This is a genomic window from Xanthomonas euvesicatoria, assembly GCF_013112235.1.
GTDB classification, from domain to species: Bacteria; Pseudomonadota; Gammaproteobacteria; order Xanthomonadales; family Xanthomonadaceae; genus Xanthomonas; species Xanthomonas euvesicatoria.
In genome coordinates, this window is the sequence record NZ_JABFFS010000001.1 from 2,188,596 (window position 1) to 2,210,206 (window position 21,611).

At 66.8% G+C, this 21,611-nt stretch carries 20 protein-coding genes; 10 read left to right on the top strand and 10 right to left on the bottom strand.

What is annotated here, in order from left to right; genetic code table 11:
• Positions 1–73: 73 nt before the first annotated feature.
• Entirely contained in the window at positions 74–493 is a 420-nt protein-coding gene (locus HLH45_RS09360) for a hypothetical protein (RefSeq protein WP_014089469.1), read from the bottom strand.
• Between the two features lie 186 nt (positions 494–679).
• On the opposite strand from HLH45_RS09360, the gene sufT reads away from it, so the two are divergent.
• The 5 genes from sufT (at position 680) to HLH45_RS09385 (ending at position 8,133) form a co-directional block, all read left to right on the top strand.
• On the top strand, positions 680–1,234 hold the full coding sequence (gene sufT, locus HLH45_RS09365; protein WP_003488784.1) for a putative Fe-S cluster assembly protein SufT: 555 nt from the start codon (positions 680–682) through the stop codon (positions 1,232–1,234).
• A 64-nt stretch (positions 1,235–1,298) separates the two neighbouring features.
• Positions 1,299–2,384 (top strand): branched-chain amino acid aminotransferase, encoded by a 1,086-nt coding sequence (locus HLH45_RS09370; protein WP_008578139.1) that lies wholly within the window; start codon positions 1,299–1,301, stop codon positions 2,382–2,384.
• A gap of 306 nt (positions 2,385–2,690) precedes the next feature.
• The gene (locus HLH45_RS09375; RefSeq protein ID WP_014089471.1) at positions 2,691–4,424 is read left to right on the top strand and encodes a serine protease ExpR; all 1,734 of its coding nucleotides are present in this window, start codon (positions 2,691–2,693) and stop codon (positions 4,422–4,424) included.
• Between the two features lie 259 nt (positions 4,425–4,683).
• A complete protein-coding gene (locus HLH45_RS09380; RefSeq protein WP_008578141.1) occupies positions 4,684–6,093 on the top strand; it encodes a S8 family peptidase in 1,410 nt (469 codons plus the stop codon).
• 342 nt (positions 6,094–6,435) lie between these two features.
• Positions 6,436–8,133 carry a S8 family peptidase gene (locus HLH45_RS09385; protein WP_033479529.1) on the top strand — a complete coding sequence of 566 codons (1,698 nt, stop codon included), beginning with the start codon at positions 6,436–6,438 and terminating at the stop codon, positions 8,131–8,133.
• Between the two features lie 198 nt (positions 8,134–8,331).
• Here the strand turns inward: HLH45_RS09385 and ybaK are convergent, their stop codons facing one another.
• Positions 8,332–8,805 carry a Cys-tRNA(Pro) deacylase gene (gene ybaK, locus HLH45_RS09390; protein WP_008578143.1) on the bottom strand — a complete coding sequence of 158 codons (474 nt, stop codon included), beginning with the start codon at positions 8,803–8,805 and terminating at the stop codon, positions 8,332–8,334.
• Positions 8,806–8,809: 4 nt separating this feature from the next.
• Positions 8,810–9,295: an asparaginase domain-containing protein gene (locus HLH45_RS09395; RefSeq protein ID WP_008578144.1), complete on the bottom strand. Its 486-nt coding sequence runs from the start codon at positions 9,293–9,295 to the stop codon at positions 8,810–8,812.
• A gap of 511 nt (positions 9,296–9,806) precedes the next feature.
• On the opposite strand from HLH45_RS09395, the gene HLH45_RS09400 reads away from it, so the two are divergent.
• Positions 9,807–11,027 (top strand): glycoside hydrolase family 30 beta sandwich domain-containing protein, encoded by a 1,221-nt coding sequence (locus HLH45_RS09400; protein ID WP_014089476.1) that lies wholly within the window; start codon positions 9,807–9,809, stop codon positions 11,025–11,027.
• A gap of 222 nt (positions 11,028–11,249) precedes the next feature.
• On the opposite strand, the gene HLH45_RS09405 is transcribed toward HLH45_RS09400, so the two are convergent.
• Both HLH45_RS09405 and wrbA read right to left on the bottom strand, forming a co-directional pair.
• A complete protein-coding gene (locus tag HLH45_RS09405) occupies positions 11,250–11,594 on the bottom strand; it encodes a DUF2069 domain-containing protein (protein ID WP_008578146.1) in 345 nt (114 codons plus the stop codon).
• Complete coding sequence (gene wrbA, locus HLH45_RS09410) at positions 11,591–12,187, bottom strand: NAD(P)H:quinone oxidoreductase (RefSeq protein ID WP_014089477.1); 597 nt, start codon at positions 12,185–12,187, stop codon at positions 11,591–11,593. The genes HLH45_RS09405 and wrbA overlap by 4 nt, the downstream gene beginning before the upstream one ends.
• Positions 12,188–12,298: 111 nt before the next feature.
• On the opposite strand from wrbA, the gene HLH45_RS09415 reads away from it, so the two are divergent.
• The 4 genes from HLH45_RS09415 to HLH45_RS09430 all read left to right on the top strand — a co-directional run bounded on the left by HLH45_RS09415 (position 12,299) and on the right by HLH45_RS09430 (position 15,774).
• Positions 12,299–13,576, top strand: a complete 1,278-nt coding sequence (locus HLH45_RS09415) for a YihY family inner membrane protein (RefSeq protein ID WP_008578148.1) — start codon at positions 12,299–12,301, stop codon at positions 13,574–13,576.
• The gene (locus tag HLH45_RS09420) at positions 13,573–14,193 is read left to right on the top strand and encodes a TlpA family protein disulfide reductase (RefSeq protein WP_008578149.1); all 621 of its coding nucleotides are present in this window, start codon (positions 13,573–13,575) and stop codon (positions 14,191–14,193) included. The genes HLH45_RS09415 and HLH45_RS09420 overlap by 4 nt, the downstream gene beginning before the upstream one ends.
• Positions 14,193–14,459 (top strand): acylphosphatase, encoded by a 267-nt coding sequence (locus HLH45_RS09425; protein WP_008578150.1) that lies wholly within the window; start codon positions 14,193–14,195, stop codon positions 14,457–14,459. Before HLH45_RS09420 ends, HLH45_RS09425 begins: the two co-directional genes overlap by 1 nt.
• Positions 14,460–14,544: 85 nt before the next feature.
• Complete coding sequence (locus HLH45_RS09430; RefSeq protein WP_008578151.1) at positions 14,545–15,774, top strand: hypothetical protein; 1,230 nt, start codon at positions 14,545–14,547, stop codon at positions 15,772–15,774.
• Here HLH45_RS09430 and ppk2 read toward each other — a convergent pair.
• The 5 genes from ppk2 to hemA all read right to left on the bottom strand — a co-directional run bounded on the left by ppk2 (position 15,756) and on the right by hemA (position 21,558).
• Positions 15,756–16,538: a polyphosphate kinase 2 gene (ppk2, locus tag HLH45_RS09435; protein ID WP_008578152.1), complete on the bottom strand. Its 783-nt coding sequence runs from the start codon at positions 16,536–16,538 to the stop codon at positions 15,756–15,758. The two genes, HLH45_RS09430 and ppk2, sit on opposite strands and share 19 nt — an antisense overlap.
• 32 nt (positions 16,539–16,570) lie before the next feature.
• Positions 16,571–17,089 (bottom strand): molybdenum cofactor biosynthesis protein B, encoded by a 519-nt coding sequence (gene moaB / locus HLH45_RS09440; protein WP_011346528.1) that lies wholly within the window; start codon positions 17,087–17,089, stop codon positions 16,571–16,573.
• A 404-nt stretch (positions 17,090–17,493) separates the two neighbouring features.
• A complete protein-coding gene (locus HLH45_RS09445) occupies positions 17,494–19,200 on the bottom strand; it encodes an O-linked N-acetylglucosamine transferase, SPINDLY family protein (protein WP_008578154.1) in 1,707 nt (568 codons plus the stop codon).
• Positions 19,197–20,282 (bottom strand): peptide chain release factor 1, encoded by a 1,086-nt coding sequence (gene prfA, locus HLH45_RS09450; protein WP_008578155.1) that lies wholly within the window; start codon positions 20,280–20,282, stop codon positions 19,197–19,199. The genes HLH45_RS09445 and prfA overlap by 4 nt, the downstream gene beginning before the upstream one ends.
• Positions 20,260–21,558: a glutamyl-tRNA reductase gene (gene hemA / locus HLH45_RS09455; RefSeq protein WP_008578156.1), complete on the bottom strand. Its 1,299-nt coding sequence runs from the start codon at positions 21,556–21,558 to the stop codon at positions 20,260–20,262. The genes prfA and hemA overlap by 23 nt, the downstream gene beginning before the upstream one ends.
• Between the last annotated feature and the right edge of the window lie 53 nt (positions 21,559–21,611).

The following is a 21,611-nucleotide window of genomic DNA, read 5'->3' on the forward strand; positions in this document are numbered from 1 at the left end:
GCTCGAATCTGTGCAGCTGACGCGTCAGCTTCGACGACGTGCGATGTTGGCTACTGAAACAATCGCGCCTGGCTCAACGCGCCGCCCACCACGCCACCAACAGTGCGGCGGCGTAGCACAGCAAGTCGAAGCCGTTGTTGGCCAGTTGCAGCAGCGTCCAGGCCAGGCCGGTGCCCATCTTCTGTGCCGAGGTCCACGGGTCCAGGCCCAGCGGTCCGCCCAGTTGCGCCGAGGCGATGCCCCAGTTGGCGCCCGCGATGATCAGCGCCGTCGCCACCATGGCCACGCCGATGCGCAGGCGGCCTGCATGCAGGGTGCCCAGGCGCAGCATCCAGACGATCTCCAGTGCTGCGACCACGGCCATCCAGCCGGCCTGGTTGCCCAGGGCCAGGGCGATGAGCAGCCAGGCGATGAGGGCGGTGACGCATCCCAGCAACAGGAGCGGGGGCCAGAGCCAGTGGGCCGTTCTGGCGGACGCGGTGGTGGGCGGCATTGGAGCTCCTGACAGTGCGCACATGATAGAGCGCGCGCCGGCCTTTGCGACGCACGCCACGCCACGACAGTGCGGCTGATGGAATGCAGCGTCGTTCCCGGCTGGCGCGGTGGCCGGCGGCGGTGGCGTCGTGGTCGGCTAGAATGGCCGACTTGCGCGCGACCTGCGCGGCCCCATATCCAGCCCATGTATTCCCGTAGCAGCGAACCCGTCCAGTTCGAACGCGATTGCGATGCCGTCATGGTGCCGCAGGGCGATTCGGTGACCCTGCCCGCAGGCAGTTACGGCTATATCACCCAGGCGCTGGGTGGCAGCTATACCGTCTTTGTCGAAGGCAATCTGTTCCGCATTGCCGGCAAGGACGGCGATGCGATCGGCAAGGAGCCGCCGCCGGGGCTGGAACTGCCCGCCAATGCCAGCGACGAAGAGGTGGAAGCGCTGGTGTGGCAGCAGCTGCGCACCTGTTTCGACCCGGAAATTCCCTTCAATATCGTCGATCTGGGCCTGGTCTACGAGGCGGTGGTCAGCCATCGCGAGGAAGACGACCAGCGCCGGGTCGACGTCAAGATGACCCTGACCGCGCCCGGTTGCGGGATGGGCGAAATCCTGGTCGACGATGTGCGCAGCAAGGTCGAGATGATCCCGACCATCGCCGAGGCCGACGTCGAGCTGGTGTTCGACCCGCCGTGGGGCCGGCATATGATGTCCGAAGCGGCCCGTCTCGAGACCGGCATGCTCTGATCGTCACGCGCCATGTCCACGATGTGGCGCTGCGTCCTTTCGCCCGCCATACAGGAATCTCCCGGTGTCCGTGTCCTTCGCTTCCACCCGTTCTCCGTCGCCGCGCAGCGCCGACGAATTGTCCGTGATCCTGGCCGCACCCGGTTTCGGGCTGCATTTCACCGACCACATGGTCGCCATCTCCTGGAACAACGAGCAGGGCTGGCACGACGCGCAAGTGCGCGCGTACGGCCCGCTGCAGCTGGATCCGGCAGCGTCGGTGCTGCATTACGGCCAGGAGATCTTCGAAGGCATCAAGGCCTACCGGCACGCCGACGGCTCGATCTGGACCTTCCGTCCGCAGGCCAATGGCGAGCGCCTGCAGCGGTCGGCGCGCCGTCTGGCGCTGCCGGAATTGCCGGTGGACCTGTTCGTCGAATCGTTGCGCCAGCTGGTCGCCGTGGATAGCGGTTGGGTGCCGTCGGCGCCGGAGACCAGCCTGTATTTCCGCCCGTTCATGATTGCCGATGAGGCCTTCCTGGGCGTGCGTGCGGCGCACAAGGCGTCGTATTACGTGATCGCCAGCCCCGCCGGCCCGTATTTCGCCAAGGGCGTGGCACCGGTATCGATCTGGTTGTCCACCGAGTACGCACGTGCGGCCAAGGGCGGCACCGGTGCGGCCAAGTGCGGCGGCAACTACGCCGCCTCGCTGTTGCCGCAGCAGAAGGCCTATGCCCAGGGCTGCTCGCAGGTGTTGTTCCTGGACCCGGTGGAAGGCAAGTACATCGAAGAACTCGGTGGCATGAACGTGTTCCTGGTCTACAAGGACGGCACGTTGGTGACCCCGGAACTGTCCGGCAGCATCCTGGAAGGCATCACCCGCGACAGCATCCTGCAACTGGCCCGCGACCGTGGCATGCAGGTGATCGAGCGCAAGGTCGCCATCGACGAATGGAAGCAGGGCGTGGCCTCGGGCGAGATCACCGAGGTGTTTGCCTGCGGTACCGCGGCGGTGGTGACCCCCATCGGCGAGCTGAAGGGCGAGGGGTTCGCGGTGGGCGATCTGTCCGCGCCGGCGGGCGAGGTGACCATGTCGCTGCGCCAGGAACTGACCGATATCCAGTACGGCCGCGTGCCGGACCGCCACGGGTGGTTGGTGCGTTTGTCGTAAGCAGACATATTCGTCAAACAAGGGCCTCCGTGTGTCAGCACGGGGGCCTTTTGTTTGCGTAACAGCAAAAAGACCCTTTTTCGCCTGGGAACCGGTCGAATTCAGCATGAGTCAAGTGTGATTGAAGTCACGCAATGACATTTTGATTTCGAAAATTACCAACTCCGTATTGTCCAGTTCGGTTTCTTTGGGATAGGTTCGCTGAACGGATCGATAACAGGGGCGGTCCGGGGCACTGGGCCAGTCGCCATCGCGACGGTTTCGGAACTACCGCTTCGGCGGTTCTCTTGACTGGAAGGGAATTCGATGTCTAACGCGTCGTTTCGTCCGCGCCACCGTGCGCTCTGCATCCTGGGTGCTTCGGCACTTACCTCGCTGTTGCTGGCAACGCCGGCATTTGCCGGCGATGTCTACCTGGGTGGCCTGGCCACCGCGCAGACCCACCAGAAGTTCATCGTGACCTACAAGGACGGCAGTAGCGCCCTGAGCAGCCCCAGTGTGTTGACCACCTCGTTGCGCACCGCTGCACGTGCGTTGCCGGCCAAGGCCGGCAAGCCGCTGGGCCTGAACAGCGTGCGTCGTCTGGCCGTGGGACCGGAGCTGATTCAGGCCGACCGCGCGCTGGATCGCGCCGAAGCCGAAACCCTGATGCGCCAGCTGGCCGCCGACCCCAACGTGCAAAGCGTGGAAGTGGACCAGATGCTGTACCCCACGCTGACCCCCAACGACAGCCGCCTGTCCGAGCAATGGGCCTTCGGCACCACCAACGCCGGGCTCAACATCCGCCCGGCCTGGGACAAGGCCACCGGTGCCAACGTCGTGGTTGCGGTGATCGACACCGGCATCGTCAGCCACCCCGACCTGGACGCCAACATCCTGCCCGGCTATGACTTCATCAGCGATGCCACCGCCGCGCGCGACGGCAATGGGCGCGACAACAATCCTGCCGACGAAGGCGACTGGAACTCGACCAGTGGGTGCGCCACGTCCAATTCCAGCTGGCACGGCACCCATGTCGCCGGCACGGTGGCGGCGGTGACCAACAACACCACCGGCGTGGCCGGTACCGCGTTCAACGCCAAGGTGGTGCCGGTCCGCGTGCTGGGCCGTTGCGGCGGTTCGCTGTCGGACATCGCCGATGCCATCATTTGGGCCTCCGGCGGCACCGTCAGCGGTGTGCCGGCCAATCCCAACGCGGCCGAAGTCATCAACATGTCGCTGGGCGGCGGTGGCACCTGTTCGTCCACGATGCAGAGCGCAATCAACGGCGCCGTCTCGCGCGGTACCACGGTGGTGGTGGCGGCCGGCAACAGTGCCGCCAACGTGTCCGGTTCGTTGCCGGCCAACTGCGCCAACGTGATCGCAGTGGCGGCCACGACCTCGGCCGGTGCCAAGGCCAGCTATTCCAACTACGGCAGCGGGATCGACGTCTCCGCGCCAGGGTCGGGGATCCTGTCCACGCTCAACAGCGGTACCACCACGCCGGGCAACGCCAGCTACGCTTCGTACAACGGCACCTCGATGGCGGCGCCGCATGTGGCCGGCGTTGTTGCCCTGGTGCAGTCGGTGGCGCCCACCACGTTGACGCCTGCCGCAGTGGAAACACTGCTGAAGAACACCGCACGCGCCTTGCCGGGCGCCTGTTCGGGCGGTTGCGGTGCGGGCATCGTCGATGCCGATGCGGCGGTGACGGCGGCCATCGCCGGCAGCAGTGGCGGTGGTGGTGGCGGAACCGGCAACACCTTGACCAACGGCACGCCGGTGACCGGCCTGGGTGCAGCCACGGGCGCGGAGTTGAACTACACCATCACGGTGCCGGCCGGCAGCGGCACGCTGACGGTGACCACCAGCGGCGGCAGCGGCGATGCAGACCTGTACGTGCGGGCCGGTAGCGCGCCCACCGACACCGTCTATGCCTGCCGTCCGTATCTCGATGGCAATGCCGAAACCTGCAACATCACTTCGCCGTCGGGAACCTATTACGTGCGGATCAAGGCTTACAGCACGTTCTCCGGCGTGACCCTGACCGCCAGCTACTGACGCTGGATCGCTGCACGCGTTCCCTGGCATGACCGCCAGGGAACGCGCCTTCCTCGCTTCAACCCCATCTGCGATACCTCGCCCAGGTCTGCCGTTTCGGCAGGCGCAGGCGACGTGTTGCCGCTTGGCCGGAATGGACACCGGCCAGTCGCCCCGACGGGCCTGGCGCCCGTGCAGTTTCCGGCTCCGAACCGCAGCGTGCGGCAACGGGCCGGCCCTCTCGCCGCAGCTGCGGTACCTCTCCAATAAGGAACGATCGATGTCCAATGTGTCGCAACGTCGTGCGCCCACGCGCGCGCTGGTAGTCCTGGGTGTTTCCGCGCTGACCTCGCTGCTGGCCGTGCCGGCGTTTGCCGGTCAGGTCAATCTGTCCGGGTTGGACTCGCAGCCCACCCTGGACCGCTTCATCGTCAAATACAAAGACGGTTCCAGTGCGGCGGTCAGCCCGACCTCGATGCGCGCATCGCTCAATTCGGTTGCCGGCGCGATGCCGGCACGCGCCGGCCGTGCGCTGGGCCTGAACCACGTGCGCCGCACGGCGCTGGGTTCGGAAGTGCTCAAGACCGATCGTGGCCTGGACCGCGCCGACGCCGAAACCCTGATGCGCCGCATCGCCGCCGACCCCAGCGTGGACTACGTGGAAGTGGACCAGATCATGTACCCGGTGCTGACTCCCAACGACACGCGCCTGTCCGAGCAGTGGGGCTTCGGTACCTCTTCCTCCAGCATCAACGTGCGCCCGGCCTGGGATACCGCCACCGGCACCGGCGTGGTGGTGGCCGTGATCGACACCGGCATCACCAGCCATCCGGACCTCAACGCCAACGTGCTGCCGGGTTACGACTTCATCAGCGATGCCACGCGTGCACGCGACAACAACGGGCGTGACAGCAATCCGGCCGACCAGGGCGACTGGACCACGGCCGGCCAGTGCGGCAGCGGTACGTCGGCCGCCAATTCCAGCTGGCACGGCACCCATGTGGCCGGCACCATCGCGGCGGTCACCAACAACAGCACCGGCGTGGCTGGTACCGCGTTCAACGCGCGCATCGTGCCGATTCGTGCGCTGGGCGCATGCGGCGGCGCGACCTCCGATATCGTCGATGCGATCGTGTGGGCCTCGGGTGGCACCGTGTCCGGCGTGCCGGCCAATGCCAACCCGGCCGAAGTGATCAACATGTCGCTGGGCGGCAGCGGCAGCTGCTCGAGCAGTTACCAGAACGCCATCAACAGCGCGGTGTCGCGCGGCACCACCGTGGTGGTGGCGGCCGGCAACAGCAATGCCAACGTGGCCAACTTCACCCCGGCCAGCTGCGCCAACGTGATTTCGGTGGCATCGATCACCTCGGCCGGCGCGCGTTCGAGCTTCTCCAACTACGGCACCGGCATCGATATCTCCGCGCCGGGTTCGGCGATCCTGTCGACCTTGAACAGCGGCACCACCACGCCGGGTTCGGCCAGCTACGCCAGCTACAACGGCACCTCGATGGCGGCCCCGCACGTGGCCGGCGTGGTGGCGCTGGTGCAGTCGGTCGCCAGCCGTCCGCTGACGCCTGCGGCGGTGGAAACGCTGCTGAAGAACACCGCACGTCCGCTGCCGGGCGCCTGCTCGGGCGGCTGCGGCGCGGGCATCGTCAACGCGGCCGGCGCGGTCAGCCAGACCCCGTAAACCTGCGCCGACGACCGCGATGCCGGCGCGATGCCGGCAATGCGTCGGGTCTTTTCCGACGCCGGTGTCGGTGCTTTGAAACCTGCACTGCCCCGCTCTACGCGGGGCAGTGTGCGTTCGGGAAGCGGCAATGGCCGCACCGCCGGCCAGGGCCGCCAGCGCTGGCTGAATGAAGCGCGTGCCAGCACGGCATGGCTGCCTTCAGTGCGCCCGGTAGCACGCCGATAGCCAGCCCACGTGAGGCATGCAACATCTGCATGCACGCGCAACGGGCACGGCGCAGCGCAGTGGCTTCAGTGCGTTGCCAACCGGGTTGCAAGATCCTTGGGGAGGGATGAAGTCATGCCGTATCACTCAGTGCGCGCACTGCGCCGCGTTGCATTCGTCTGTGCGTTGTCATGCACGTTTCATGCCGCCGCTGGCGAGGTCAGTCTGCAAGGATTGAATTCCAGCAGCACCCATCAGCGCTTCATCGTCAGCTACAAGAACAGCGTCGGCAGCGGCCGGGCGACCGGGTTGTCTGCGCCATGGGGCGACATCGCGCGTGCCGTGCCGCAAGCGCGCGGGAAGGCGCTGGGCCTGTCGGCCACGCGCCGGCTCAGTGGCGGGCCGATGTTGCTGGTGGCCGACCGCAAGCTGGACCGCGTGGATTCGGAAAGCCTGATGCGGCGCCTGGCCGCCGACCCGGCGGTCAAACGCGTGGAAGTGGACATCCTGATGCGGCCACTGCTGGTTCCCAACGACCCCGGCGTGCCGCAGCAGTGGGCGATGGGCGCGACCGCCGCCAGCCTCAACATCCGTCCGGCCTGGGACCGTTCCACCGGCAAGGGCATCGTGGTGGCGGTGATCGACACTGGCATCACCAATCATCCGGACCTGGCAGCCAATGTGCTGCCCGGCTACGACTTCATCGTTGATCCGGCCACTGCGCGCGATGGCACTGCGCGCGATGCGAACGCGGCCGACCAAGGCGACTGGGCCGCGGCCAATGAATGCGGGGCCGGAGCGTCGGCGTCCAATTCCAGTTGGCATGGCACGCACGTGGCCGGCATCGTGGCGGCGGTGGGCAACAACGCGGTGGGCGTGGTCGGTACCGCGTTCAACGCCAAGATCCTGCCGTTGCGGGTGCTGGGCCGCTGCGGCGGCTACATGTCCGATATCGCCGATGCGATCGTGTGGGCGTCCGGCGGCAAGGTCACCGGCGTGCCGGCCAACCCGAATCCGGCCACGGTGATCAATCTGTCGTTGGGCGGAGCGGGCACCTGCTCGGCGACGTTGAACAACGCCATCACCGCAGCCGTCACGCGCGGCAGCGCGGTGGTCGTGGCCGCCGGCAACAGCAATATGGACGTCTCCACCAGCGTGCCGGCCAATTGCGCCAACGTCATCGCCGTGGCGGCCACCACCTCGGCCGGCGCCAAGGCCAGCTTCTCCAACTTCGGCAAGGGCGTGGATATCGCCGCGCCCGGGCAATCGATCGTGTCCACGCTCAATACCGGAACCACGGCACCGGGCAATCCGGCATATGCGGTGTATAGCGGCACCTCGATGGCGGCGCCGCACGTGGCTGGCGTGGTGGCGCTGATGCAGTCGGTGGCCCTGAATCCGCTGCCGCCGGCAACAGTGAAAGCCCTGCTCAAGGCCAGCGCGCGGCCCATACCGGTGGCCTGCACGCAGGGGTGCGGGGCCGGGCTGGTGAATGCCGATGGCGCGGTGGCGGCGGTGATCGAGTCGACCACCTTGAGCAGGAATGTGGCACGCACCGGGCTGAGCGCAGCGCTTTCCGATTCGCTGTATTACCGGGTCAATGTGCCGGCCGGCACCCGTTCGCTCAAGGTCACGCTCACCGGTGGCAGCGGCAACGCCGACCTTTCGGTACGGGCCGGAGCGTTACCGACCGACGCCGCGTACAGCTGCCGCAGCATGTTGCCGGGCAATGGCGACAGCTGCACGCTGGCCGCGCCGGCTGCGGGCGTCTATTACGTGCGCTTGAAGGCAACGCTGGGCTTTTCCGGAGTCAGCGTCACTGCGGCGTATTGAGTGGTTCCGGCGCGGCGTCGTTGCCGTGCCGAAACACGCGACATGGTGTTGTGGTGCGGCAGTGGTGCATGCGTGAAGTGCGAAGACACTGGCGGAAGATCGAAATACGCAAGCGGTCCGTCGAGAGGCATCGCGTGAGTTAAGTCCCAAACGCGTCACGCGCATGCCAAGCGGCATGCGCGCATTGCGTCTACGCGTTCACTCGCACAGCGCGCAAGCGCGTGCGGCGAGTGCATGCACCAGCTGGGTACCGGGCAATTCCAGCAGCAGTCCCCGCTGGCCGGCGTTGATCCACAGCGCCGGTGCGTCCAGCGCGGTGATTTCGACCAGCACCGGCGCCTGCCGTTGCTGGCCGAGCGGGCTGATACCGCCGACCTTGTAGCCGGTTCGCCGTTCGGCATCGGCCACGTCCATCATGCGTGCCGACTTGCCACCGTAGGCGCTGGCCAGTTTTTTCAACGACACCCGGCGGTCGCATGGAATCACCACGCACACCGCCTTGTCGTCGACCCATGCCATCAATGTCTTCAACACGGCATGCGGCGGCAGGCCCAACGCATGTGCGGCCTGCAATCCCTTCGCATCGGCATCGGCCTGGTAGTCGTAAGGATGCAGCACATAACCCACGCCGGCCGCGTCCAGTGCCTTGGTGGCGCGGGTGGCCTTGCTCATGCACTCAGACCGATTCGAAGCGGTTGGCGGCCACGTTCTTGCGCACTTTTTGCGGATTCCAGATGCGGCCGTTCATGGCGATATAAACACCCGACGGCAGCGATTGCACTGCGCCCACGGCGCAACCGATATTGAATTCGGCATCCGAGCCGCGAAAGCGCGCCGGATTCAAGGCGCCGGTCATCACGATGGTCTTGTCGGCGATCGTCTGCAGCACCTTGCCGGTTTCCACCATCGAATCGGTGCCGTGGGTGATCAACACGTGGCGGGTGGGCTGGGCGGCGATGGTGGCGCGGATCAGTTCGCGGTCGGCATCGGTGATGTGCAGCGAATCCTTGCGGATGATCGGAATCACCGAAAAACGAAACGTCACGCCCAGTTCTTTCAGAATCTGTCCGATCTGCGGGTCGCCGATCTGGTAGTCCGATTTGTCGTCGAAGTAGATCTTGTCGATCGTGCCACCGGTGGTGACGATCAGGAGGTCTTCCATTGCTGCGGATCCTGTAGGGCTAACGCGGCGCAGGCCGCGCGCGGGCCGCCATGATACCGCCCGGCCAGGGGGCTGGCAGTACGGTAGCCATCGCGATAGACCAGCGGGGGGCGAGACCGGCGCCTGGCTGCCGAATATGTGGCGGCGCTGCATCCGATTGAGATGGCCTGGCGCAGGCGCACGCCGACATGCCCAAGGGTGCCTGCATGTTCGAGGCGCAGCGGGTGTCGTGCAGGCTGGCGTAGCCCTGCCCATGGCGTGCTTGCGCCAAGTCAGCGTGCAACTGGAGTTGCCACTGAACGCGTTGCTTCAGCGTTGCCCGTGCCCAGCCTCCACATGCCGCAGCGCAAAACGCAGTGTGATCCACGCACCGCTCCGCTGCGCCGGGTGCGTGTGCTATGTCACGAACTCAATAAAGAGACATTACGGAAATTGACTTGACATTTGTGCGGTCGATAGTCGGCGAGCCGTCGGTACGCATGCCGTCGGCATTCCCTTCCCGGAGAGCCTCATGAACAAGTCCTTGTCGATGTTACGCGCACTTACCTGCGCGATGGCTGTGCTGCTGGCGGGTCATGCCGCTGCGCAGACGGTGACGATCACGCCCACGCAGACCTACCAGACGGTGCGCGGGTTCGGCGGCATGAATGGCGCCGGCTGGATCAACGACCTGACACCGGCGCAGGTGGATCTGGCTTATGGCAGCGGCACCGGGCAGATCGGGTTGTCGATCCTGCGCATGCGCATCGACCCCTCCAGCTCAGGCTGGGCCACCCAGGTGCCGACGGCAACGCGCGTGCATGCGCTGGGCGGGCTGGTGTTCGCAACCCCCTGGACGCCACCGGCCTACATGAAGTCCAACAACAGCCTGACCAATGGCGGCAAGCTGCTGACGAACTATTACGGTGCCTACACCCAGCACCTGCTGGATTTCGCCAATTACATGTCGGGCAAGGGTGCGCCGCTGTATGCGATTTCCCTGCAAAACGAGCCGGATTGGCACCCGGATTACGAATCGGCCGACTGGAGCAGCAGCGACTTCGTCAATTATCTCGTGAGTCAAGGCAGCAGGTTCGGCAGCCTGAAGGTCATCGTCGGCGAATCGGTGGGGTTCAACTTCTCCATCACCGACCCGGTCCTCAACAACGCCACTGCCAATCAGGCCACCTCCATCGTGGCCGGCCATCTGTATGGCGCAAAGCCGCGCGACTATGCCTTGGCGCGTAGCAAGGGCAAGCAGGTGTGGATGACCGAGCATTACACCGACAACACCGATGGCAACGCATGGCCGTCGGCACTGGGAGTGGCCAGCGAACTGCACGCCAGCATGGCGGCCAATTTCAACGCCTACATCTGGTGGTACATCCGGCGCAGCTACGGGCTCATCAGCGAAAACGGCGCGGTGAGCAAACGCGGCTATGCGATGTCGCAGTTCGCACGCTTCGTGCGGCCAGGGTCGGTGCGCGTGGGCGCCACCGAACACCCGTACAGCGATGTCTCGGTGACCGCCTACCGCACGCCGGACAACAAGTTGGTGGTGGTGGCGGTCAACACCGGCAGCGGCCATCAGCGGCTGGACCTGACGCTGCCCTCCGGCACTGCCACGCAGTTCGCCAAATACAGCACCTCGAGCACGCTCAATGTCGGGTTCGGCGGCAACTACAGCGTGGTCAACGGCAAGACCTCGCTGTATGTCGACCCGCAGAGCGTGGCCACGCTGGTCGGAAACTGACAGCGGCCGCCGAAACGCCGCACGTCCTCGTCAGGTGGCGTGGACGGCGCGCTCGGGCCAGAGTGCAGGCTGTGCATGCCACCTGATCGCCGGCCGCGTTCGCCTGACGATGATCGAAGTTGGTGTCGTGGTTGCCTTGGGGTAGTCGCGGCTGACCACCTCGGCTAGCTGCATGCGCAGCTGCATCGCGCAGCTGCGCCTACGGTTTGATCGGCTCGCCGATCAACGTGGCGGGCGCTTCCTGCCCAAGCGCGCCGCCATGCCGGGACCACCTACCAGGCCCACCACGGCCAGGGCGAGCAGTAGTTCCATCCACGCCATTCCACGTGCCTGCGGCTGGCTCCAGGCGGCCATGACGCCGTGGCTGAACCAGCCCAGCGCAAACACACCGGCCCAGAAGCGCGCACGCGCGCTGCGCACTGCCAGTACACCGGTCAGCGCGGCCGGCAGCACGAACACGATGAGCGCGGCCAGTGGGCGCGGGTCGTCGTGGAACCACACCGCAAACAACGCCGCCAGCGCCAGCAGCGCAGCGCTCAGCAGCCAGTGCGTGGCGCGCACGCTCACGGGGTTGCCAGCCGCTGTGCGACATCGGCCACCCGGCGGCCCAGCGCACGCGCCAGCAGCGCTTCGTCCTCGCTCGGTTGCGGGTCGCCGCCAGCGCCGGAGACATGGCTGGCGCCATAGGGCGTGCCGCCACTGGTGGTATGGCTGAGCGCAGCTTCGGTAAACGGAATCCCCACGATCAGGCAACCGTGATGCAGCAGCGGCAGGTGCATCGACAGCAAGGTGGATTCCTGTCCGCCATGCATCGACGCGGTAGAGGTGAACACGCCAGCCGGTTTGCCGGCCAGGGTGCCACTGGCCCATTCGGCGCCCAGGCTGTCGAGGAAATGCTTCATCGGTGCGGCCATGTTGCCGAAGCGGGTGGGGCTGCCCAGCAGCAGGCCGCTGCAGTCGGCCAGATCGGCGCGGTCTACATAGGGCGCGCCCTCGTCCGGGACCGGCGGGGCGCTGGTCTGGGTGACCGCAGCCACCGGTGGGACGGTGCGCAGCCGCGCGCTCATGCCGGGCACTTCGCCGATGCCGCGTGCGATCTGCCGCGCCAGCCGCGCCACCGAACCGCCCCGGCTGTAATACAGCACCAGAATCTCCGCCATCGTGTCGTTGCCGCCTGTGTGAGTTGCCGCAGTATCGGCCAAGCCAGCCTGTTGCTGCACGCCGCAGCTGCGGCAAGGCCGCGATGACGGCGCATCGGGTACCCTTGCGCGATGTCGCGCGTGAACAAACTCCACCAATGGAAAGAACGTCTGCGCGACCGTGCGCGGACGGTGAGTTTCGGGCGCTTTCTGTGGCGCCGCTTCCTGGACGACCGGCTGTTCCAGGCCGCCGCCTCGCTGGCCTACACCACCGTGTTCGCGCTGGTGCCATTGGCGATCGTGGTATTCGGCGTGCTGTCGGCGTTTCCGGCCTTCAACGAGTGGAAGGACGCGCTTACCGACTTCATCTTCAACAATTTCGTGCCAGGCGCGGCGCGCTCGGTACAGAACTATCTCAATCGCTCGCTGGAAGACCTGGGCAAGTTCACCGTGGCCGGCATGGTCGCGCTGGTGGCCTCGTTGCTGATCACCCTGCACAGCATCGAACAAACCTTCAACAGCATCTGGCGGGTTGCCGCCGCCCGTCCCAAGGTGACGCGCTTCCTGATCTACTGGACGGTGCTGACGCTGGGCACGATGCTGGCTGCCGCCTCCATGGCGATGGCGGCCTACGTGTTCGCGCTGCCGCTGTTCCGCACCACCGAGGGCCAGTGGCTGGCCGAATTCGCCTGGCGGCTGGCGCCGATGGCGGTGGAGTTCGTGTGCATCGTGCTGATCTACCGGGTGGTGCCGCAGCACGTGGTGCGGCTGCGGCATGCGCTGCCGGGCGCGCTGCTGGCGGTGATCCTGATGGAAATCGTCAAATGGGGGTTTGGCTTTTACCTGGGTAATTTCCAGACCTACCAACGCATCTACGGCGCGCTGTCGGCACTGCCGATCCTGCTGTTGTGGATCTACCTGAGCTGGGTGTCGGTGTTGCTGGGCGCCTCGCTGGCCTCCTCGATGTCCGCCTTCCGCTACCAGCCCGAGGCCATGCGGCTGCCGCCGGGCTTTGAGATTTACGGCCTGCTGCGTCTGCTCGGCCGGTTCCGCCAGGCGCGCGTCCACGGCGATGGCCTGGACGAAGACCGCATCCTGGCGCTGGAGCCGATGCTCACCGACACGCTGATGCAGGAACTGCTGTGCGAGCTCAAACGCATCCGCCTGCTGCGTCGCGACGAGCGTGGGCAGTGGCTGCTGGCACGCGATCTTGACGTGGTGCCGCTGGCCGAACTCTACGAAAACTGCCAGCTGCGCGTGCCGATCGAAGACCGCCCGTTGCCGTGCCGCGACGATGCCTACGGCCAGGCCGCCGCCGCCGCGCTGGAACAGCTGCGCCAACCCTTGCGCAGCGTGCTGGCGCAGCCGGTCGGCGACCTCTACACCCACCTTCCCGGAGATCCTCCATGACCGTGCGTCTTGTCCGCAGCGCCTGTGCGCTGCTGTTGCCACTGCTGTTGCTGAGCGCCTGCAAGCCGGCCAGCGAGGCCACTCCCGCTGCCGGCAACGGCGCTGCGCCTGCCGCCACGCCCCAGGCGCCAGCCACGCCAGCCACCCCAGCCACCCCGGCCGACCCGGCTGCACCGCCCAACAGCTCGGTGGTGCAGCAGACCGCCCAGATGCCCAGGCTCTCGCTGCCGACCGTGACCGGCGAGACCTACGACCTGGCCGCGCACCGCGGCAAATGGGTGGTGGTGAATTTCTGGGCCACCTGGTGTGCGCCGTGCCTGAAGGAAATGCCCGAACTGTCGGCGCTGCACACCATGCGCGACACCGTCGAGGTGGTGGGTCTGGCCTACGAAGACATCACCAGCGCCGACATGCAGGCGTTCTTGAAGGACCACCCGGTGTCGTACCCGATCGCCATCCTCGACCCGTACCAGCCGCCACAGGACTTCGCCACCCCGCGCGGCCTGCCGATGACCTACCTGATCGGCCCGGACGGCAAGGTCGCCAAGCAATTCCTTGGCCCGGTGACCGCACGCGATATCGAGGCCGCCGTCGGCATCACCGGCAAGGCGGGTTGATGCAGGCGGCGCGTTTCGTGGTGAGCGGGGTGGTGCAGGGCGTGTGGTACCGCGCGTCCACCCGCCAGCGCGCAGTCGCACTCGGCCTGGTCGGGCATGCCCGCAACCAGGCCGACGGCAGCGTGGAAGTGGTCGCCGCCGGTAGCGCGGCGGCGCTGGACGCCTTGGAAGCATGGCTATGGCAGGGCCCGCCGGCCGCCACGGTTGCGGCGGTCACGCGCACGGCCTGCGCGGTTCCGCCGACTGAAGACTTTGTAACTGGGTGAGCGTGCGTCACTGAAGCGGGGCAACAGAGTTGGGTTGCCTCGCCGATAACCTTGTCAACGCGATCAGGCGTGCACGGGGAATGTAATGGCCGCTCCATCTCAAGACCGCAACGACGGGCACGACCTGCCCGCGCATCGCCGCCACCGCCAGATGGCGCAGCTGGCGCCGTGGTTGTATCTCGGTGTCCTGCTGGGCAGCGGCTGGTTGTTGTTCCTGCACCCGCAAACCCGCGTGCTAGCAACCGGACAGGCGGCAACCAGCTGGCTGCTGGCCTGGATCTTTGGCGGCATCGTGATCGGCGCAGTGGTGTGGAGCCTGCGTCTGGCACGCCAGGGGCTGGGTCAGCCCTCGGCAAGCTTCCCGCTGTCGGCGCGCTTGCCCGATTCGTGGGCCGATGCCTACGCCGCACTCCTGCGCCCGGCCACGGCAGCTCCGATGGCCGCGGCCCGGCCGGACCCGGCCGGCGCCCAGCGTGGCGCAGCCTGGCATCGCTTCGGCGGCGGCATGCTCAGCGCGGAAACCTTCGACCCGAACGACGCCACCCGTGCGCCGTGGGACGGACTGGATGCGCAGTCCTGCATCCTGCGCCTGGACGATGTGCGTCAGGCCTGGCACAACGCTGCCGCCAACCGCACGCTGCAGCAGGAGCGCCGTTACTGGCTGGATGTGGTGTTGTCGCTGCTCGACCACGGCGTGATGCGCCCGCTGCAGGACGGCTACCTTCCCGACACCGCCGCGCTGCGTACCGAACGTTTCCTGCTGGGCGCCGATGCCGGCCCGATCGTGCTGTCCGAGGTGCCGGCGTTGTTTGCGCGGCGCCTGGCACTGGCCATCGAGGCCATGCCGACCGCCCAGCGCGAGGCCGCCGGCGTGCAATGGCGCCTGCTGCAGCAATTGCATGCGCTGGTCGCCGAAGGTCGCATGCTGGACGAACGTTCGCAGGTGATCCAGGTGCTGGCATGGAATCCGGATGTGGACCTGGACCAGGTCGAAGTGGCCTACATCCTGGCCGCCGAATACCGCGAAGGCATGCGCGACTGGCTACGCCGCGCCGCGCTGGTGCGCCTGCCCGACAGCGCGCTGCGTCTGGACGAAGTGCTGCTGTCGTCCTGTAGCCCGCTCGGCGCGCAGGCCGACGATGTGGACTACATGGAAGCGATGCGCCCGCTGCATCGCGGTTTCATGCAATTGTTCAGTCAGCGCCTGAGCCAGCTGGTGCTGCAGGCCGAGCAGGCCGAACGTCAGGCCGGCCTGCACCCGCTACCGCGTGCCACCGCGGCCAGCGACGAAATCTCTCAAGACTGGGCGGCGTAATCGTCGATCGGCTCCAGCACGCCATAGCGTTCCTTGTGCAGCTTGCCGGGCAATGGCGGCAGCTGCACCAGCTCGTCGGGCACTGCGGTGTCCGGTAGCCGGTCCAGCAGATCGCGGATCAGGCTCAGGCGGCCACGCTTCTGGTCGTTGAAATCCACCAGCGTCCACGGTGCATCGGGCGTATGCGTCGCCTCCAGCATGCGTTCGCGCGCGGCGGTGTAGTCGTCGTACTTGGTGCGTGACTGCAGGTCCACCGGCGAGAGCTTCCAGCCCTTGAGTGGGTCTTCGCGGCGTTCGGCAAAGCGCTTTTCCTGCTCGGCCTGGTCCACGCACAACCAGTACTTGAACAGCAGGATGCCGTCGTCGACCAGCATCTGTTCGAAACGTGGCGCCTGCTCCAGGAACAGGTCGTATTGCGCGTCGGTGCAATAGCCCATCACCTTCTCGACGCCGGCGCGGTTGTACCAGCTGCGGTCCATCAGCACCAGTTCGCCGCCCGCCGGCAGGTGCGTCACATAGCGCTGGAAATACCACTGCGTGCTTTCGCGGTCGTTGGGCTTGGGCAGCGCCACCACGCGACACTGGCGTGGGTTGAGATGGCTGGCGATGGTCTGGATCACGCCGCCCTTGCCGGCGGTGTCGCGGCCTTCCACCAGCACCAGGGCGCGCTGGTTGGTGTGGCGCAACCAGCGCGCCATGTCCACCAGCTCCAGCTGCATCGGCGCCAGCAACTTTTTATAGGCCTTGCGTTTCAGGTGCGACATGCGCGTTCCAGCAACAGTGGAGAGCGCGCAGGCTATTGCCCCAGGCGTGGACGCAATGTCGCCAGATTGCAGGGCCTGGTGCGCGCATCCAGCTGCGCACGCACGATCTTCTCCCAGGCCGTGCGGCAGGCCGAGGTGGAGCCGGGCAGGCAGAACACGAAGCTGTGATTGGCCAGCCCGGCAAAGGCGCGCGACTGCAGCGAGGAGGTACCGATTTCTTCCACGCTGATCGCGCGGAACATCTCGCCGAAGCCAGGCATGACCTTGTCCAGCAACGGGGTGATCGCTTCCGGGGTGCTGTCGCGACCGGTGAAGCCGGTGCCGCCGGTGATCAGGATGCCGTCGACCTGCGCATCGGCAATCCAGCGCGACACGATCGCACGCATGCGGTAACGGTCGTCCGGGCACAGTGCACGTTCGTGCAGCACATGGCCTTCGTGGGTGAGGGCATCGGCCAGGTAATCGCCGGAGCGATCGTCGGCCAGCGTGCGGCTGTCGGACACCGTCAGCACGCACAGGCGCAAGGGAATGAAGTCGAGAGTGGAAGGCATGCCACAAGCCTAGCGAGCCGGGACGACCGGGTACAGCACCACGGCGTGAAGCCGCACAACGCAGCTGCTGGCGTCGGTCAGGGCGACAGCGCGGCCGCGGATCGGCTCCTCGGCCCGGCACACATCCTGTCTGGCTCGCCGTCGCGGCACATCCGTGTGCCGCTTTCCGCCAATCCCCGGCCACGCTGCCGACTCGGCGCGTTGCTTCCATGGCAGGAAAAAGGTCTCGACGAAACTCGATGACGCTTTCAAGCGCTCTCCGGCCCGGGGTGGGGAAGGACGGCTGCGCGCCCTGGGTGCACGTGCCCCGGAGCGCCCGCGCCGCAAGCGCCGGCCACGGCGGGGCGCGGAGGTTGGGGGCAGGGTGCGGCGGCAGACAGCGATCCATCACGTAGCGGCCGTTGCTAAACCCCTAACCAGCCATGCTTTGCCGCGACCCCACGCACCAATTCTCCAAACGCATCCGCAAACCCGTCCATATTGAACAGGCCCGATTCGCGCCGACGCTCCGCCACCCGAGCACGCAACGCACCCAGTGCCGCTGGATCGCTCGCCAACGCCACCGCCGTGGCCACGAACGCAGCGTCATCGGCCACGTTCAGTTCATCCAGCCCCAGATGATGATTCAGGCTGCCGGCCACACGCGCGGCAAACGTCTGGCCAGGTGTGGTCAAGACCGGGCAACCTGCCCATAACGCATCGGAGGCGGTGGTGTGCGCGTTGTAGGGGTGCGTATCCAGAAACAGATCCGCATGTCGATAGCGCGCCAGATACTGCGGGTGCGGCAGTTTGGGCATGAAGACCAAACGCTGCGCGTGCACGCCCTGTGCCTGCGCTGCTGCACGCAATCGCGCATCCGCCTCACCCGGGCCGGACAGCAGCCACAGCACGCTGCCAGGCACCGCGCGCAACACCGCCAGCATGCGCGCCATGCTGCGTGGATTGAGCTTGTAACTGTTGTTGAAGCAGCACAGCACCACAGCGTGCTCAGGCAGCCCGCACTGCGCACGCGATGGCGGTTCGGCTACCGTGCGCGAGGTGTCCGATGGCTGGAAGGCGCGCGGCAGGCGCAGCACCTGTTCGCTGTAGAACGGCTCAAGCGACGTCGGCAATGCAACGGTATCGCCAAGCACATAATCCATCCACGGCGCGCCCGAGGTGCCCGGATACGCCAGCCAGTTGAGCTGCACCGGCGCCGGCCGCAATGCGAAGACTTCCGGCCGTCCGCCACCGCCCCAGCCGCGCAGGTCGAACAACAGATCGATGCCCTGGTCGCGGATATGTTGCGCGGTTGCCAGATGCCCCAGCGCAGTGACCTCGTGCATGCGCGTTGCCTGCGCCAGGCGCGCGCGAATGTCGCTGCCATCGTCCGGGCTGGTTGCAAACAGCTGCACGTGCAGATCCGGTTGGCGTTGCTGCAACGCTTCGAACAAGGCCACCGTCAGTAAGCCCGTCGGGTGGGCGCCAAAGCCGTTGGACACGAACCCGAGTTGCAGCGGGCCGCGGCTGCGCAGCGTGGACGCTGGCAGCGGGCGCACCGAGGAGGCAATGGCCTGCGCACGGGTACGGGCGCACGCCAGTTGCTCCGCGGCGCTGGCGTCCTCGCTCAGGAACGCGAAAGGCTCCACGGCCGCCTCGCCTTGTGTGACTGCGGCGCGCACCTGTGCAGCCAGTGAGTCCAGCTCGCGCCAATCGCATAGGCGGCGTCGCCAGTTGAGCAGTTGTGCGGTGATGTAGGGCTCGTCGGGCAGCAGCTTGTGGGCGCGCGTATAGGCGGCCGCGGCCTGTTCCGGTTGGCCTGCATCTTCGAGCGCGTGCCCAAGCCACAGGGCGATCCCCGGATGCTGCGGTACCAGGTCCGAGGCCTGTTGGAGCAGCGTGGCCGCTTCTGCATGGCGCTGCTGCGCCCAGCGCACCCGTCCCAGCCGCGCCACCGCTTCCGGATGACCCGGATGCAGCGCCAGCGCGCGCTGCACGGCCGCCTCGCCGGCAGCGGTGACGCCCATGCCCAGCTCGGCATCGGCCAGCATCAACCAGGCGACGAAATCGCCGGGCTGGCGTCGCACTTGCTCGCGCAGCTGCAGCAGCTCGCGCGGGACTTGCGCACTCACGGACTATCGCTCAACCGTGCCAGTTCGTCGGCTTGATGTTCGTGCAGCAGCCGGCCGATCAATGCATCCAGATCGCCTTCGATGATGTTGGGCAGGTCGTACAAGGTCAGCCCTTCGACGCGATGGTCGGTGATGCGACCCTGCGGAAAACTGTAGGTGCGGATGCGCTGGCTGCGGTCGCCGCTGCCCACCTGCAACTTGCGCGTCTGCGCTTCGGCCGCTGCCGCCTTGCTGCGTTCGGCGTCCAGCAGCTGCGCCTTCAACCGCTTCATCGCCTTGTCGCGATTGGCATGCTGGCTGCGCTCGGTCTGGCATTCCACCACCACCCCGCTGGGCACGTGGGTGATGCGGATTGCCGATTCGGTCTTGTTGACGTGCTGGCCGCCCGCACCGGACGAGCGGAACGTGTCCACCTTCAGATCGGCCGGATTGATCGTGATCTCTTCCACGTCGTCGGCTTCGGGAATGATCGCCACCGTGGCAGCCGAGGTGTGGATACGGCCTTGCGATTCGGTTGCCGGCACGCGTTGCACGCGATGGGTGCCGGATTCGAATTTCAGGCGCGAATACGCACCGCGCCCGACCACCCGCGCCACCACTTCCTTGTAGCCGCCATGCTCGCCGGGGCTGTCGGATTCGATTTCCACCTTCCAGCCCTGGCGCTCGGCGTAGCGTGCGTACATGCGGAACAGGTCGCCGGCAAAGATCGCCGCTTCGTCACCGCCAGTGCCGGCGCGCACTTCCAGAAACAGGTTGCCGTCGTCGCGCGGATCGCGCGGTACCAGCAGCGATGCAAGTTGTGCATCGAGTTGTTCCAGGCGCGCCTGTGCAGCGGCGATTTCCTCTTCGGCCAGTTCGCGCATCTCCGGGTCGTTGCGCAGCGCTTCGGCCGTGGCCAGGTCGGCCTTGGCGCGCGCCTCCTCTTCCAGCGCCACCGCCACCGGCTCCAGTTGCGACAGTTCGCGCGAGAGCGTACGGAACGTGTCGTTGTTGCCCACCACGTCGGGGTCGGAGAGCAGGTGCTGCAGTTCTTCGCGGCGCTCGGCCAGCGCTTCGAGCTTACGGCGCAGGGTCGGCGTCATCGGTCCTCACGATCGGGGTAGCTATGGGGGGGTGTTGGTAACCCGGCTTTTCCGGAAACAGCCGGTCGGCCGCAGTGGTCAATTCCAGGTCGTTGTTGAGCGCCGCATTGCGCAATGCGGCCGTGGGCGGATGCAGCAAACGGTTGGTCAGCGCATGCGCCAACTGTTCCAGCACTTCGTCGGCCGGCTTGCCGTTGTGCAACTGCTGGCGTGCCTTGGCCAGCAGCTCGTCGCGGGTGCTATCGCCAAAGGCGCGCAGCCGTTTGAGGGGTGCCTGGCGCGCAGTGGCCTGCAGCGTTTCGACATAGCGCGCCACTTGCAGGTCGATGATGGCTTCGGCCTGGTCGGCCGCTTCGCGGCGGCCACGGCGGTTGTCTTCGACCGCGCGTTCCAGATCGTCCACCGTGTACAGGTAGGCGTCGCTCAACTCGCCCACCGAGGCCTCGATATCGCGCGGCACCGCCAGGTCGAACAGCAGCATCGGCTTGCGCTTGCGCGTGCGCAACGCCTGTTCCACCTGTGCGCGGGTCACCAGCGGCTCACGCGCAGCGGTGGCCGAAAACACCACATCCGCCTCGGCCAGGTGGCGTTCCAGATCGGTCAGCGGCAAGGCGAAGCCGCCGTGCTGGCTGGCCAGCGTCTGGGCATGGGCCAGGGTGCGGTTGGCGATCAGCAGGCGGCGCACGCGGCCTTCGCTCAGATGCTTGGCCGCCAGTTCGATGGTTTCGCCGGCACCGATCAGCAACACCGTCGACTCGTTGAGCCGGGCAAAGGAGTCCTGTGCCAGCCGCACCGCCGTGGATGCGACCGAAACCGGATTTGCGCCGACACGGGTGTCGGTACGCGCGCGCTTGGCCACCGAAAAGGTCTGTTGGAACAGCCGGTCCAACCCGCTGCCCAGCGCGCCGTGCGCCCGCGCCACCGCCCAGGCGTCCTTCACCTGGCCCAGAATCTGCGGTTCCCCCAGCACCATCGAATCCAGCCCGGTGGCGACGCGGAACAGGTGGCGCACCGCCTCGGCTTCCCGGTGCTGGTACAGATGACCGCTCAGCCCGGGCGCGTGCGTTTCCAGCCAGTTGACCAGGCTGTGCGCCTCGTCGGCCATTGCATACAACTCGGTACGGTTGCAGGTGGCCAACAGCGCGGCCTCGCTTACCTGGGGCAGCGCACGCAGCGATTCGAGCGCGCGCGGCAGCGCATCACCTGCGAACGCCGCGCGTTCGCGCAGGTCCACAGGTGCGGTCTGGTGATTCAGTCCGAGCACCCACAACGTCATTGTTCAGTTGCTTGCGATAAGCTGGCGGCCATTCAGGGCCCCATTTTACGGCC